Genomic DNA, 15,104 nt, shown 5'->3' on the forward strand with positions numbered 1-15,104 from the left:
CGCAAGGCGTATCGATCGGTTCGCTGTCGCAGGGTCGGAACATAATCATGATGTGCTGTTCACCGGTAAGGGGGCGAAATGGTCTCAGGACCGCGTTCGGCTTCGACGGCGTCCGCCAGCGAGAGCAAGGACCCTGTGGTGTATGTCATCGACGACGATGAATCGATTCGTCACGTGTTCGACGGACTGGTGCGTTCAGTGGGTCTACATGTCGAAACGTTCGAATCGCCAAGAGAGTTTCTGGCTTTTCCCAAATACGATGCGCCAAGCTGTCTGATTCTTGACGTTCGTCTGCGAGGTGAAAGCGGCCTGGCGTTTCAGGAGGAAGCGTTACGCAGCGGTGTACGCATGCCGATTCTGTTTATGACAGCGCACGGCGACATCGAAATGACGGTCAAGGCGATGAAGGCGGGCGCGCTCGACTTCTTTCCCAAACCGTTTCGTGACCAGGACATGCTCGACGCCATCTCCGACGCGTTGCGACGCGACGCCGAGCGCCTTGCCTCCGAAAAGGCGCTTTCCACCATTCGGGCGTCCTACGAAACGCTGACGCCACGCGAGCGCGAAGTGCTCAAATTCGTGGTTGCAGGACTGCTGAACAAGCAGATCGCGTTCGAATTGAGTCTCAGCGAAATCACCGTCAAGATTTACCGCGGCCAGGTCATGAAGAAAATGGCCTCGCGCTCGCTGCCCGATCTGGTTCGCATGGCGGAGGCGCTAGGGATTCACCCTAATCGACTCGCCGAACCTTGATCCAGGGCGCCCCATCTGTCCGCATACGGCGTACATATCTGCGCTTCTCTTCAGTGTTCTTCATGCGCCTGCCCACGACGTCAGCCAGAGCGTGAGTCGGTTGAACTCGTGTCCACTCCATTTAATTTGCGCGCAAAGGATAGGGTCGCGCGGTCTGTGCTCGACCGCACAGAAGTCGCTTCACATCGGTGCGCGTGCGGCAAAGAAAACCTCCTCAGTCACACTCAGTTTCATTCGTAAGGGCAGCGAAAGATTCGAGAGGATGAGCTGTCATGTTCGGGTGGTCTACTCGTTTGGCTTCTGCGAGCGTTTTATTCGAGGCCCCCGACTCTCTGACGCCCTGCAGTACCAGAACTATAGAAGGCGTCGACTGCCTCGGGTCTTGCTTCCCGTTGAGAACAACATGGAGCCCCCTCATGCGTAGTCGAGCATTAGCCACACTCGTTGCATTGTCGTGCACAGGACTTGCCGCAGCGCTGTATGCCCAGGCAAACGATTTCGACGGCCACTCTGACGGCCGCGACCACGATCGTGGCGGTGTACACACCGCCACGCCGATCAAGCACGTTGTCGTCATTTATAACGAAAACGTGTCGTTCGACCACTACTTCGGCACGTACCCGACGGCGACGAATCCGCGCGGCGAGCCGCGCTTCGAAGCGAAGCGCGATACGCCGAACGTGAACGGTCTCGACCGCACGCTGCTGAACAAAAACCCGAACCTGAACACGGCCAACGGTGCCGGCGCGGCCAACCCGTTCCGTCTCGACCGTTCGCAAGCCGCGACGGCCGACCAGAACCACGCCTACACGGCCGAAGAGCAGGCCTACGACAACGGCAAGATGGACCTGTTCCCGAAGTACACGGGTGACGGCACGACGGGCGGCGCAGGCGCGTTCGGCACGACCGGCCAGGTCATGGGTTACTACGACGGCAACACAGTCACGGCGCTGTGGAACTACGCACAGCACTTTGCGCTGAGCGACAACGCCTATACGACGGACTACGGTCCTTCGACGCCGGGTGCGCTCAACGTTATCTCGGGCAACACGAACGGCCTGGTCCTCGTGAAGACGACGGCACAGCCGTCGACGCTCGCGAAGTCGTCGTACTACATCGCTGACGGCGTCGGCGGCTTCACGATGATCAACGACGTGGACCCGGCCAACGACGTGTGCTCGTCGCAGACGGATCAGGGTCAGATGTCGGGCAAGAACATCGGCGATCTGCTGAACGCCAAGGGCATCACGTGGGGCGGCTTCATGGGCGGCTTCAATCTGACGAAGACGAACGCGAACCAGACGACGGGTTGCAAGCGCAGCACGTTCTCGAACGTGGTCGGCGCAGCGACGGCTGACTACATCCCGCACCACAACTGGTTCCAGTATTTCCAGTCGACGTCGAATCCGACGCACGCCCGTCCGAGCTCGATCGAAGCGATCGGTCACAGCTTCGAAGCGAACGGCAAGACGGCTGAGCCTGCGAATCATGAGTACGACACCGACGATTTCTATGCGGCGGTCAAGGCTCATAACTTCCCGGCTGTGAGCTTCCTGAAGGCACCGGCCTACCAGGACGGTCATGCAGGCTATTCGGATCCGCTCGATGAGCAAGCGTTCGCAGCGACGGTCATCAACTTCCTGCAGCAGCAGCCTGAGTGGGAAAGCACGGCCGTCATCATCGCGTGGGACGACTCGGACGGCTGGTACGACCATCAGTACGAAAAGCCGAAGCATGCGTCGTTCGACTCGCAAGCCGATCAGCTCAACGGTTCGGGCAAGTGCGGCACGGGTACGGCGCCGGATGGCGTGAAGGGTGCACCGGCCAACGGCCGTTGCGGTCCGGGCACGCGTATTCCGTTCCTCGTGATCTCGCCGTGGTCGAAGCATAACTATGTCGACCACAACCTGATCGACCAGTCGTCGGTGGCACGCTTCATCGAAGACAACTGGCTCGACGGCGAGCGCCTTGGTGGCGGTGCATTCGATGCCGACGCGGGCAGCATCATGAGCATGTTCGACTTCCGCAACGGCCCGGATCTTCGCCGCGTGTTCCTGGACCCGACGACGGGTTCGCAAATCGACGAGCATGGCTGGCACAACGACTAAGTCGTCAGGCTAGCGTGACGACGACCGGACTCCTGTCGATGGTCGTGAATTCGACAGGGTCCGGTAGCGGCTGACGCCCGTAGCGGTAGCGCATCCCGGCTATCGGCGGGCGTTGGCAGCTAGAAGGATTGTCTCAGCGGGGCTTCGCGCCCCGTTCGCAGACGCGCCAACGCGGTTCGGCAACACCGAGTTTGCGGCTCACATAGGCTGCAGCCTCGCGCGCGTCGGCGCGGCCGCACATAAAGACATCGAGGGCCGCGAAGCGACGCTCGGGCCATGTGTGCAGGCTGATATGCGATTCGGCGAGCATCACGACGCCGGTCACACCATGTTCACCGCCGAAGTGATGAAAATGCGACGACAGCACGTGCGCACCCGCGGCACGCGCAGCGTCGAGCAGCACGCTTTCGAGCCACGACGCATCGCGTAGCACCTCAGCGTCAATCTCGTCGAGATCCGCGATCACATGCAGGCCACACGCCTGGATGGGGTCGACGAAATGCTTCATCGACGTTTCCTCCTGCTTGCCTCCCGCAGCTTCGTCAACCGTATCGCTCGCTCGATCGCTTCCGCGCGGCGATGCCGTCGTGTTCGAGTCACGCCAGGTCATTTGTGCGTCCCATACGACGAGTAACCGCTGCGCGCGGATGTGCCGCCGTAGCTCCGGACGCCCTGTGAGCTGAGGCCCGTGAACATGATGATCACGACGATCGCGTAGAGCAGGTAACACCAGTGGCGCAGCTTCATGCGTCGTCGTCCTCCGGTTCGTGATGGACCGTGGCGAGCCAGATCCACTCCGGAATCCAGAGTGCGGCGATGCCGAGCAGCAATAAGAGGACGCTCGGTAGCGAACCCGCGAGGTCACCGAAATTGACGACCACCAGGATGGCGCTGGCGATCCACGGAAGCGGGAAAAAGCCGCGCCGGCTAGTCGCCGACGACGCCTCGTTCGAGCCCGCGAGCTTGGGGTCGCCGAAGCGTTCGGCCATCCTGATGTTCGGGACCGGGCGCGCACGTGACCACACGATTTCGTGCTGGGTCGTTTCGCGTGTGAGTTTGTGCGTTCGGTACATAAAGTCGGTGATCGACGTGGTGTCGCCCACGCTCACGCGCCAGTTGAATGCCCCGGCGACATACGTGACGACAGCGTCGTAGCGCCCCTTCTCGAGGAAGGGCTTGCCTTCGAAGACCACGCGCTGCTCGCTGGTGATGTCCGGCCATGCATTGAGCACGTCGACGCGCTCCCAGCTCCCTTCGCTTTGCACGAGCCACATCAGACCGCGCTCGATGTTGTGCAGCAGGTATTCGTCCCAGGTCGCGCTGTGCGTGCTCGTGCGGCAGCGCATGACGCCGAGCACGGTGTAGGGGCGTCCATCGAACGTGGCCGACGCTCCCGGCGCCAGGGCGGTCGATACGGTGGCCATCTTTTGCTCGACCGCGAATACGACGGCTTGTTCGCGTGTGCAGTCGACGCCCGCATGACACGAGCCGCAGACCACATATTCCGCGACACCCGCCGGCGCAGCGAGCGGTGCGCCGCACGATGGGCAACTGAAGGCCTTGAGCTCGCCGCGATATTGACCGGCTGTTTCGCGAATGGCTTCCGTCTCGCGCAGCCCTACGCAGCCGAGTGCATCGAGTTCGACGGACTGCCCGAGATAGACGACGGGCCTTGACGCCGGATCGTCGTCCTGCACTTCCGACCAGTCGAGCGTGATGAAGCGATCGAGGCGCCGAAAATCCGCGACGCGCGCCGTCCATCCGTCGCCGATCCGAAACGGCAGTTCGCCTTCGCCGCCCGAACAATGAGCGGTTCGCGTGTCGGACAAGACGTAGCGCTGGCCGTCGAAGTCGAGTGTGTAGCCCGGGTAGACGCTGCCGAAAGCGGGCAAAGGCGCCGTGCTGTCGACGCGCGTCGTGATGGCGAATTGCCCGGACGCATCGGAGAGCCAGCCAAAGTTCCCGTCGTCAAACGCGATGTACCACTCCGACCAATACCCGGCGTCATAGGTCAGCTGGATGCGCCCGAGCACGGTGAACGTACGCTGGCGGTCGTGCCCCGTGGCGCCGATCTGCAGGCGAGAATAGTCTTCGAACACCGTCGCCATCGTGCCCGTGCGCTCGACAGTCTCGCCTTGCTTGAGCAGCATGCTGCGGCACGAAGCGCAGACCGCCGTGACGGAAGCCGCGGATCGGAATTCGACAGGTGCGCCACATTGCGGGCACGAAGTACTGAACATCGATCGGTCGGGTTGTCGTTATTTATCGAGTGAGTTTCGCGAGGACTTCAGCCTTGGCTTTCGCATAGTCGTCGTCGGTGATCAAACCTTTGTCGAGCAAGGTCTTGAGTTGCTGCAGCCGCTCGACATAGTCGTCGCCCTTGCCGGTGGTGGCTTCCGGTTGCGACTGTCCTTGAGTCCCACCTCCCAGGCCCGCCGCCATGGTTTGCCCGATCGCATTGCCTACAGCGAGGCCAGCCCCAAGTCCCGCCGTACCGCCGCCCGTATTTTGCGCAGCGAGCGGAATCGCCTGAGCCGTCTGAAACTGGGCGAGCTTCGCCAGATCGCCGCTCATGCCGACGCCGATCCGGGTGTCGAGTGCCTTTTGAAGCGCATCAGGAAGCGACACACTTTGAACGACGAACGCGTCGAGCGTAATGCCGTAGCGCGCGAAGGCCGGTGCAAGCGTTTCGCCGACACGCTGCGACAGCAATTCCTGACTGGCCGCCATATCGACAAACGGGATGTCCGAGGCGCCGAAGGCCGTGCTCATCGACGTGACGACCACGTTGCGCAATTGTTGTTCGACGTCATCGACCGTATAGGTCGCGCGGGTGCCACTGATTTCGCGGTGGAATTTGACGATGTCGGCGATCCGGTACGAGTAGATGCCGAACGCGCGGATCTGCACGAAGCCAAATTCACGATCGCGGATCGTCACCGGCTGTGGTGTGCCCCAGCGACGCCCGAGCTGCAAGCGTGTGCTGAAGAAGTACACATCGGATTTGAAGGGGGACTCGAACAGTTTGTCCCAGTTGCTCAGGCTCGTCAGCACGGGCAGAGTACGCGTCGTGAGGGTATGTAACCCCGGCCCGAACGCATCGGCAATGCGGCCTTCGTTGACGAAGAGCGCCGCCTGCGACTCGCGCACGGTCAACTGGGCGCCGTACTGGATCTCCTGATCCTGCATCGGATATCGCCAGGCAAGCACGCCATCCGTGTCTTCCGTCCATTGAAGGACGTCGACAAACTGCTTGCGAATGAAAGAACCGAGACTCATCGTGATCTCCCGCCGCCGTGAAAGGTAAGGAAAAACCTAGGTCAGACACGCTGCATTGATCAAGCCGACGACCAGTGAGGCACTGCCCATGAGTCCGCCCATGGCCCGGTTATCGGTCTCGATCGCGTGATTCATACCGGGCATCAGGCGTGTGAGCGCGGCATAGGTCACGAGTTGAACGGCCATCGCACCGATCGCCCAGACGACGACGGCAGGCAGCGTCGAGTTGTGGGCGATGCTCGAGGCCAGCGTCATCGTAAATCCGATCAGCGCGCCCGCAAACGACAGCACGGCTGCGACGTTGCCGGCGCGAATCAATACGAGCTCATCGAATGGTGTGACCTTCAGGTACACTGCCGCAAAGACGCAGATCAGCACAAATGCCGACAGCAAATGCACGCCATAAGAATAGACATCACCCATGTGTCGCCCCGCATTTGTTGTTCGACGATAAATTCAAGCTAATGAATGCATCGATGGCTTTAGCGAATCGCTTTAGTGAACGGCTTAAACGGCTTGAACAGCTTGAGCAGCGTGTTTGACGCAATGACATGCATGAGCGGCATGTGCCCGAATATTGCCGCCAGTATATCCATATCCGATTTGAGGGGACAGTGACATGCGCGCACAAAGTCGCACGCTGATTCTCTCGGTGTTGATCGTCGCATCATGCGGGCTGGGCTATGAGCTGATCAGCAGCACGCTGTCGAGCTATTTGCTCGGCGATTCGGTGCTTCAGTTTTCATCGGTGATCGGCTGCTATCTGTTTGCGATGGGCGTCGGCTCATGGCTCGCGCGCTTTATCGACGATGACGACGTGCTCGATCGCTTTGTCGATATCGAGTTGTTGATCGGCCTGCTTGGCGGCGTGTCTGCCGCGGTTCTCTTTGGCGTGTTCGCGTGGTTGTCGGCGCCGTTCAGGGCGGCGCTCTATGCGATGGTGCTCGTCCTTGGCGTGTTGGTCGGCATGGAAATTCCGCTCGTGATGCGGGCCTTCCAGCAGCGGCGTCATGCGTTCCGGCATATGGTCAGCGATGTCCTGACCTTCGACTATCTGGGTTCGCTCGCTGTCTCGTTGCTGTTCCCGATCGTGCTGGCGCCGCGCCTGGGCTTGCTGCGCACGAGCTTTCTCTTCGGTATCGCCAATGCGCTTGTCGCGCTGTGGACCACGCATGCATTTCGCCGGGAAGTCACGGCGGTGCCGGCGAAGGTGGCGCGTGCGGCGCTCGTGATCGGTGTGCTGGCCGCGGGCTTTGTGTTGTCCGAGCGATTGACGCACTGGGCCGAGCACGGCGTTTATGGTGACGAAACCATCTACGCGCAGACCACGCCCTATCAACGCATTGTGCTGACGCAATGGCGTGACGACATGCGCCTGTATCTGAACGGCAACTTGCAGTTCTCTTCCCGCGACGAACACCGGTACCACGAAGCGTTGATCCATCCGGTGCTTGAAACGCTGCCCTGGGCGCGTCGGGTTCTCGTGCTCGGCGGCGGTGACGGGCTGGCCGTGCGCGAGATTCTCAAGCATCGCAACATCGAGCAGGTCACGCTCGTCGATCTCGATCCGGCCATGACGCATCTGTTTTCGACGTCGGCGCCGCTCGTCGCGCTCAATGGAGGCTCGCTCAAGGATGCGCGCGTGCACGTGATCAACGATGATGCCGTGCGCTGGCTCGAATCGAATACGGATGTGTTTGACGCGATTGTCGTCGACTTTCCGGACCCGACGAATTTCGGCCTTGGGCGCCTCTATTCAGTGCCCGTCTATCGCATGCTCGCGCGTCATTTATCTGAAAACGGCTATGCGGTCATTCAGTCGACGTCGCCTTACTTCGCGCCTCATGCGTTCTGGACGATCGTCGATACGCTGCGTGATGCAGGCCTGCATACCTGGCCGTATCACTGTTACGTGCCGTCGTTCGGAGACTGGGGTTTCGTGATCGCCGGCAAGCGCGCCGACTACACGCCGCCGACGCACTACTCGGTGCCCACGCGCTGGCTCGACCCGGAAACAACAGTCGACATGTTCCATTTCCCGGCGGATATGCCGGCGTTGCCCATGCCGCCCAACCATCTCAACGATCAGCCGCTCGTCCGATTGTTCGACGACGACTGGAAGCACGTGCTGCGCTGATGAACCGCCGCACGTTCCTGATGGCGGGCGTGGCTGCATCGGTGGCGAGTTGCGGACGCAGCGGCTGGGTCGAGACGACGCCTGTGATCGACAGCCCCGGCATGCGCGAGGGTCACGCCTTGCGTGATGCACGTGCATTGCCACCGCCTTCGGGAACGATGTCCACGGACGTTGCCATTCTCGGCGCCGGTGCGGCCGGGCTGTCGTGTGCGTGGCAACTTGCGCGTGCGGGGCATCGGGATTTCATCGTGCTCAGCGGTCCCGAGTTCGGTGGCAATGCTGCGGGAGGACAGTTCGGCGATCTTGGCTACCCGAAGGGTGCGCACTATCTGCCGCTGCCTTCGATGGAGTCGACGCACTTGCGCGACATGCTGGCCGACCTCGGCGTAATCGAGTCGGGGGCATTCGCGGAAAGACCTCTCTTTGACGAGCGTGTCGTGGTGCACGCGCTGGACGAGCGCCTGATGATCGGCGGCCAGTGGCAAGACGGCCTGTTGCCGACGATCGGCGTCGGGCATGACGAGCTCGCCGAGCAGGCGCGCTTTTTTGCCTACACCGATTCCTTGCGCACGCTACACGGCAGCGACAATCGCAAGGTGTTCTGCATTCCAGTCGCCGAATCCTCACGTGATCCGCGCTGGACTTCGCTTGACCGGCTGTCGTTCAAACAGTGGCTCGTATCGGAGCGCTACACGGCGCCGACGCTCCATTGGTATCTCGACTATTGCTGCCGTGACGATTTCGGCGCGGGCTATGACCGTGTGTCGGCCTGGGCCGGACTTCACTATTTCGCGGCACGAAACGGACACGCGGCCAATGCAGAAGACGGCGCCACACTGACCTGGCCCGATGGCCTGCATCGCATGGTCGACAAGCTCTGTAAGTCGATCGATGCGCGACGCGCAACACAAGGCTGGTCGGTGCCTGGCTTTGCGGTACGTGTCGACGAGCGCGCCGGCGGCGTCGAGGCGCTGTGTGCGCGGATGGATGCCACGGGGCAGATGACGACGTTTGTGCTTAAAGCGCGGCGCATGGTCTGCGCAATGCCGTTATTCGTGGCTTCTCGTGTCGTCACGGGGCTGACAGCCGCGGGCTTTGATCCCGCGCGCGATCTGGCGCCGCGCGCGCCGTGGCTCGTCTCGAACTTTCTGATGGATGGCATGCCGCGCGAAGCTCAGGGCGTTGCGCTTGCATGGGACAACGTCGTGTATCGGGGCCCGGGACTCGGCTACGTCGTCTCGACGCATCAAGTGATCCGCGTTGCGCCGCCGCAGCGTTCGGTGTTTTCCGCGTATCAGGCGCTGAGTACACGCTCGCCCGAGGAGACGCGCAGATGGCTCGTGGCCGCGCAGCCCGACGCGCTTCGCGAACAGGCTGCGATCGACTTGTTTCCCGCGTACGGGCGTGATTTATGGCGCCACGCGAGCGCATTGGAGATCACCGTACGTGGCCATGCGATGGCAACGCCCGACGTGGGTTTTCTCAACCGGCCCGGCATTCAGGCGCTGCGTGATGCGGACGGTCCGTTGCGTTTTGCGCACTCGGACCTGTCGGGTATGTCGCTGTTCGAAGAGGCCTCGTACTGGGGCATCCGCGCGGCCAATGGCGTGATCTGAACGGGTATCTGCAAGCGCCGCACTGTCGCTTTGAAAGCTGAGTGGCAGAATCCTCCAAAACGTCGATCGAGCGAATCAACGACGCTCGGCACCACCGGGTTCAATGCGGCGCAGTTGCCATGTGCGTGCAGTGTGCAATGAAGCACGTGCACGATTGCATGCGGATGCGCGCGCCGCCGACGTCCCTCTTCGGGACTCGCATGGAGACATGCCGTGAAGACTATTCGTCTCGCTGCCGCAGGATCTGCGGCGTTGGTTGCATCGGTCGCGCAAGCGCAAAGCTCGGTCACGCTATACGGCATTCTCGATGCCGGCATCATGTACACGAATAACGTGTCGAAGAACGGATCGTCTGGCCATCTATGGCAAGCGACGAGCGGCAATATCAATGGCACGCGCTTTGGCCTGCGTGGCACTGAAGATCTGGGCGGTGGCTTAAGCGCGATTTTCGTGCTGGAAAACGGCTTCAATATCCAGAACGGCAAGCAGGCTCAGGATGGACGGTTATTCGGCCGGCAATCGTGGGTCGGGATTTCGAGCACCGAATTCGGTGCAATTACGCTAGGTCGCCAATACGACTTCCTGACTGACTTTATCGAGCCATTGACCAGTATTGCGGGTACGTTCGGCGATACCGGGTTTATTCACCCGTTCGACAACGACAATCTTGATCACTCGGTGCGGATGAACAATGCGGTCAAGTACACGAGCGTGGCCTATTCAGGCTTCAAGTTCGGCGCGTCGTATGGGTTTTCCAATAGCACCGACTTCGCTATTAATCGCGCGTATAGCGCGGGTGTGAGTTACCACCAGGGCCCATTGGGCGCAGGTCTGGCCTATTTGCAGATCAACGGATCCGCAGGCACGAGCTCAAGCAGCGCGGGTGCAATTGATATCAATGAATCGTCGTCGAACGGGACGGGTGGATTTCAGTTGGGCGCGGACGTAGAGCGCATCATCGGCGCCGCGGTCAATTATGCGTTGGGCCCGGCGTTGCTGGGTTTCGCCTACACGCACAGCCAATATGAAGGCACGAATTCATTTGGCATGTCGAACGGTTCGATGCACTTCGACAACTACGAACTCAGCGCCAAATATGAAGTGACGCCGGCTGTGACGGTCGGTGCCGCCGATACATTTACCGACGGGCATCTTGATGGCGCGACGGTGTATGGGTCCGATCCCAAGTGGAACCAGATCAATCTGCAGACCGTGTATCACTTCTCGAAGCGCACCGATGTGTATGCCGAAGCGATGTATCAGCACGTCAGCGGCAATCACTTCGTCGCTTTTGTGAACACGGCCGGGGGTGCTTCGTCGACGGGAAATCAGGTTGTGGGCACGGTCGGACTGCGTACGCGGTTTTGATTCGTCGGAGGGGCATTCGCGTGCGCGTTTGCATCGATGCACGGCATTCGCTTGCTGCGCGTTCGCGTGAACCACGATCGCCGAACGACGAAGTCGCATGACGACATCGCGTCACGGCGTCGTAGGCCGCGATCCCAGCAACAATATATCGACGAGCCGCTTTGCACTGACTTGCCAGTCCGGCGCCGATGCCACATTCGACACACCGACGAGCGCGCGAAGCAGGTCGAGCGGATCGATGTCCGCTCGGATATCGCCGCTTTCCACCGCGCGCTGCACGAGCGACTGAATCGCGCCCATGATCATGGCGCCCGACGCTTCGAACAGCTTCGAAGGCCCTCCGACCATGGAATTCAACGCGGGCGCGATGATTTTCTTCGTCGCGATGTAGTCGACGAAGAGCATCATCCAGGCACGCAGGGCATCGAGGGCGGGCATCGACTCCGACAGCCGCTTTTCTTCCTCGGCGAGTTTTTCGACCTCGGCGCGGTAGACGCTTTCGAGCAGGGCGTCGCGCGTCGGGAAGTGCCGGTATAGCGTGCCGGCGCCGACGCCGGCCTTGCGGGCCACATCTTCGAGGCTGATTTCGCCTTCGGCGTGCGTGAAGGCGTCTTTCGCCACTTCGAGGATGCGTTCGCGGTTGCGCAGCGCATCGGCTCGCGGCTTTCGTTCGTTGGGGGTTGAAGGATTCATGATTCCTGCTGCTTGCAAACGGAGGCTTCCTCCGTTTATTCTATGAAAACGGAGGTTGGCTCCGTTTTATCGAGGTAGGGGTGAATCGTCAACCCTATCGCAGAGGGCGAGGCGGAAATGGCAGATATTTTGGGTGCGAAAACAACGACCGATGAAGTCCTGGCGGGTGCGGACCTGCGCGGCAAGCGGATTCTGGTCACCGGCGTGTCGGCCGGGCTGGGTGTGGAAACGGCGCGTGCGCTTGCCGTGAAAGGGGCTCACGTGATCGGGGCCGCGCGTGACCTAAGCAAGGCGAAATCCGCGACGGCTGAAGCCGTGCGTGAAGCGGAGGCCGCAGGCGGGCGTATCGAACTGATCGAACTCGACCTCGCAAGCCTGGCCAGCGTGCGCGCGTGCGCCGACAAGCTTGTCGCGCAGGGTGAACCGCTCGACGTCGTGATCGCCAACGCCGGTGTCATGGCGACGCCGTTCGGGAAAACTGCGGATGGCTTCGAAACGCAATTCGGCACGAACCATCTCGGACATTTCGTGTTTGTGAACCGGATTGCATCGCTGCTGCGTTCAGGCGGACGAGTGGTCATGCTCGCGTCGTCGGGACATCGTTTCTCGAACGTGGACCTCGACGATCCGGGCTTCGAAAGCACGCCGTACGAACCGTTCGTCGCGTATGGGCGTTCGAAGACGGCCAATATTCTGTTCGCGGTGGCGTTCGACCAGCGTCATCGTGCCCGTGGCGTGCGCGCCGCAGCCGTGCACCCGGGCGGGATCTACACGGAACTCGGCCGGCACATGGATGAGGGCCAGATGCAGGGGCTGCTCGACCGCATCAACGGCCAGCTCGCCGCGGAAGGGAAGCCACCGTTCGAGTTCAAGACCGTCCCGCAAGGCGCGGCCACCTCGGTGTGGACCGCCGTCGTCGCACCCGCCGATCACGTCGGCGCGCGCTACTGCGAAAACTGCCACGTGAGCGAGACGGTGGGCGACGACGTCGTGATCACGCCGGTCAGTGAAGGTGTGCGCGCCTATGCGCTCGATCCGGCCAACGCCGAGGCGCTCTGGAAGAAGAGCGAAGCGATGGTCGGCGAAACGTTCTGAGGTTTGGGCAAAGCCGGGCTCGGCCGGGCCAGACGGGACCCGATCGGATCACGTGACCCGAATCTGGCCCGGCCGCCCGGCGCATCGGGGGCCGGTCATCACTCGCGCTGCCCGATGCGTGCCTTCGAACGATGAGGCGCCCAGGCCGTGGTGAGATCGCGTAAACCCTCAAGTTTTCGATCTGTTTGCCGTTAAAAGCAGACTTGACGACTCGAGCGGTCCAATGCGGTCGGTGTGTGCCTGGCACGACACTCGGGCTGCGTGCCGGACTCTCCGGCAATGGAATCGCACTACGACACACTCGGCCTCGCGGCATCGGCTTCGGCCGATGACATCAAGGCGGCCTATCGGCGCCTTGCGCAAAAGCATCACCCCGACAAGAATCGCGACGATCCCGCTCGTAGCGCGGAGATGTTCACGCGTGTGCGTCAGGCGTACGACACGTTGATGTCGCCGGCGCTTCGGCGCCAGCACGATGACGAACTCGCACGTCATGCGACGTTCCAGGCGGAGCTTGCCCGCCGGCGCAATGCCTACGCGAATGCGCAACGTGGTGCTTCCCATACGGACGCCAGCGGTCTTTATCCGGATCCGCGCGCGCAGCGTGCGGCGTCGGGCGGCGCGAATGATCCGCAGTCGAAGCCGCAGCCTACCGACTGGCATGCGCGCGCATGGGATCTGGTGCAGCGTGCCCCGGGCGTCGATGCGTTGGCACGCGCGCTTCGATCCGAGGGATGTCTGCCAAGCCTGGCGTCCCCGCTGGCGCGCGATGTGGCGCGCGAATACGAGCAGCTTAAAAACGCGACGGCGCAATTTCAGGCCGGTAGCGAAAGAACCGCGAACACAAGCACGGATGGCCATACCGGCGCGCATGCCTATGCGAGAACCGCAGGGCAGGGGCAATCCGCGACCGGTCACGGTCCGTACTCGGATACTGCGTCTCGCGCCCACGCGAATTCCGGTCAAGGTGCGCGAGAGTCGGCGCGTAACGCTTCGCGCGGTGCATCGGGGGCCTCCGCTGCATCAGGCGCATCAGGTGCATCTACTGCATCACGCACGTCCGGTTCAGCCGGCCAACGTCAAAGCGGTCAGCAACGTAGCAGTTCGGGCAGCAGCCAGGGACCGCGCGCCGCCCTCGGGATGCCCTTCGGCACGCCGCGCCAGGCATCTACGTCCAACGCGACAAGCGCTGCGCGCTTCGGCTGGGTCATCGTGGCGGCGATGGTGCTGATTCTGTTATGGCGTTATGTACCGTCGGGCCGTGGGCCGGGCCTGCGAGCGATGGTCAGTTCTTCACGCACGGAAAGCGGTACAGGAAACCGGACGGAAAGTGCGCTGGAAGCGCTGCGCGCGGGTCACAGCATTGACGGCAGCAACACGCCACAGTTCGGCGGCGCGCGCGACCGCGCGCTGACCGGTCCTTCGCAAGAAGGCACGATTCAGCGACTGATACCCGGGATGACACCGCGTCAGGACGCTGCGCGCGAGGATGTCGACAACGACGACGCGCCGGTGATGCCTCGCGATGCGTGTGCGCCGGGCGTGGACCGTATTGGCTGTCCGACGCCGGGCCGCTCGGGAACCCGCCCGGAGTTCAACCCCGAGTCGGGTCCGGACACTCACGCTGGCACAAACGCCGATACGGCTAATTGAAATCTCCGGGCTCGAGCTCGAACGACGCGCCGCCGTTGCGCTCGAGCACGCGCGCTGCGGCGCGTTCGATCTGGGTCCGATTGGCTTCGAAGGTGCCCACGAGATCGTGCGCCGCCGTGCCTGCGTTCCCGAAGCGTTCGTTGAGCGCGTCCAGCGACACACTGCACCAGACATCGCGGCCATTGACGTTGGCTTCGAAAGCGACGCGCGCCGCAGCGATGACTTCGCGGCGGCCGGAGAATTCGATCGGCATGTTCAGCTCCGTTATGGTTGTGTAGCGCTCGAGGCGCGCAAGCCGCGTGCCTCGATGAAACCCAGGCACTGCGGGCCCAAAAGAGGGCGAACGGGCCGTGCGGCAACCCGGGCGCCCGGAACATTCGGAGGGCGCCCGGCGCCGCACGC

14 protein-coding genes are annotated in these 15,104 nt (G+C 62.1%); 7 read left to right on the forward strand and 7 right to left on the reverse strand.

The features are described 5' to 3' along the window. Positions 1-78: 78 nt before the first annotated feature. Both ACMFWR_RS28115 and ACMFWR_RS28120 read left to right on the forward strand, forming a co-directional pair. Positions 79-753 (forward strand): response regulator transcription factor, encoded by a 675-nt coding sequence (locus tag ACMFWR_RS28115; protein ID WP_413195657.1) that lies wholly within the window; start codon positions 79-81, stop codon positions 751-753. 416 nt (positions 754-1,169) lie between these two features. Continuing rightward, positions 1,170-2,861 carry a phospholipase C gene (locus tag ACMFWR_RS28120; protein ID WP_413195658.1) on the forward strand — a complete coding sequence of 564 codons (1,692 nt, stop codon included), beginning with the start codon at positions 1,170-1,172 and terminating at the stop codon, positions 2,859-2,861. Between the two features lie 133 nt (positions 2,862-2,994). Here the strand turns inward: ACMFWR_RS28120 and speD are convergent, their stop codons facing one another. The 5 genes from speD to ACMFWR_RS28145 form a co-directional block, all read right to left on the reverse strand. Next, the gene (gene speD / locus ACMFWR_RS28125) at positions 2,995-3,369 is read right to left on the reverse strand and encodes an adenosylmethionine decarboxylase (protein ID WP_413197371.1); all 375 of its coding nucleotides are present in this window, start codon (positions 3,367-3,369) and stop codon (positions 2,995-2,997) included. A 98-nt stretch (positions 3,370-3,467) separates the two neighbouring features. Continuing rightward, a complete protein-coding gene (locus tag ACMFWR_RS28130; RefSeq protein ID WP_413195659.1) occupies positions 3,468-3,608 on the reverse strand; it encodes a hypothetical protein in 141 nt (46 codons plus the stop codon). Then, entirely contained in the window at positions 3,605-5,011 is a 1,407-nt protein-coding gene (locus tag ACMFWR_RS28135; protein ID WP_413195660.1) for a DUF4178 domain-containing protein, read from the reverse strand. The genes ACMFWR_RS28130 and ACMFWR_RS28135 overlap by 4 nt, the downstream gene beginning before the upstream one ends. Before the next feature lie 112 nt (positions 5,012-5,123). After that, a complete protein-coding gene (locus ACMFWR_RS28140; protein WP_413195661.1) occupies positions 5,124-6,140 on the reverse strand; it encodes an SPFH domain-containing protein in 1,017 nt (338 codons plus the stop codon). A gap of 36 nt (positions 6,141-6,176) precedes the next feature. After that, positions 6,177-6,563, reverse strand: a complete 387-nt coding sequence (locus ACMFWR_RS28145) for a DUF350 domain-containing protein (protein ID WP_413195662.1) — start codon at positions 6,561-6,563, stop codon at positions 6,177-6,179. Between the two features lie 196 nt (positions 6,564-6,759). On the opposite strand from ACMFWR_RS28145, the gene ACMFWR_RS28150 reads away from it, so the two are divergent. From ACMFWR_RS28150 to ACMFWR_RS28160, 3 genes are all read left to right on the forward strand, one after another. Beyond that, complete coding sequence (locus ACMFWR_RS28150; RefSeq protein WP_413195663.1) at positions 6,760-8,277, forward strand: polyamine aminopropyltransferase; 1,518 nt, start codon at positions 6,760-6,762, stop codon at positions 8,275-8,277. Then, complete coding sequence (locus ACMFWR_RS28155) at positions 8,277-9,893, forward strand: NAD(P)-binding protein (protein WP_413195664.1); 1,617 nt, start codon at positions 8,277-8,279, stop codon at positions 9,891-9,893. Before ACMFWR_RS28150 ends, ACMFWR_RS28155 begins: the two co-directional genes overlap by 1 nt. Positions 9,894-10,106: 213 nt before the next feature. Then, positions 10,107-11,261: a porin gene (locus tag ACMFWR_RS28160; protein WP_413195665.1), complete on the forward strand. Its 1,155-nt coding sequence runs from the start codon at positions 10,107-10,109 to the stop codon at positions 11,259-11,261. Positions 11,262-11,372: 111 nt separating this feature from the next. Here the strand turns inward: ACMFWR_RS28160 and ACMFWR_RS28165 are convergent, their stop codons facing one another. Further along, a complete protein-coding gene (locus tag ACMFWR_RS28165; protein ID WP_413195666.1) occupies positions 11,373-11,954 on the reverse strand; it encodes a TetR/AcrR family transcriptional regulator in 582 nt (193 codons plus the stop codon). 117 nt (positions 11,955-12,071) lie between these two features. Between ACMFWR_RS28165 and ACMFWR_RS28170 the strand changes: the two genes are divergently transcribed. Together ACMFWR_RS28170 and ACMFWR_RS28175 are read left to right on the forward strand one after the other, a co-directional pair. Beyond that, positions 12,072-13,049 (forward strand): SDR family NAD(P)-dependent oxidoreductase, encoded by a 978-nt coding sequence (locus tag ACMFWR_RS28170; RefSeq protein WP_413195667.1) that lies wholly within the window; start codon positions 12,072-12,074, stop codon positions 13,047-13,049. 279 nt (positions 13,050-13,328) lie between these two features. After that, a complete protein-coding gene (locus ACMFWR_RS28175; RefSeq protein WP_413195668.1) occupies positions 13,329-14,702 on the forward strand; it encodes a DnaJ domain-containing protein in 1,374 nt (457 codons plus the stop codon). On the opposite strand, the gene ACMFWR_RS28180 is transcribed toward ACMFWR_RS28175, so the two are convergent. Then, a complete protein-coding gene (locus ACMFWR_RS28180; protein ID WP_413195669.1) occupies positions 14,695-14,955 on the reverse strand; it encodes a DUF1488 domain-containing protein in 261 nt (86 codons plus the stop codon). The two genes, ACMFWR_RS28175 and ACMFWR_RS28180, sit on opposite strands and share 8 nt — an antisense overlap. Between the last annotated feature and the right edge of the window lie 149 nt (positions 14,956-15,104).

The sequence above is a fragment of the Pararobbsia alpina genome (genome assembly GCF_965118125.1).
Taxonomy (GTDB): Bacteria; Pseudomonadota; Gammaproteobacteria; order Burkholderiales; family Burkholderiaceae; genus Pararobbsia; species Pararobbsia alpina_A.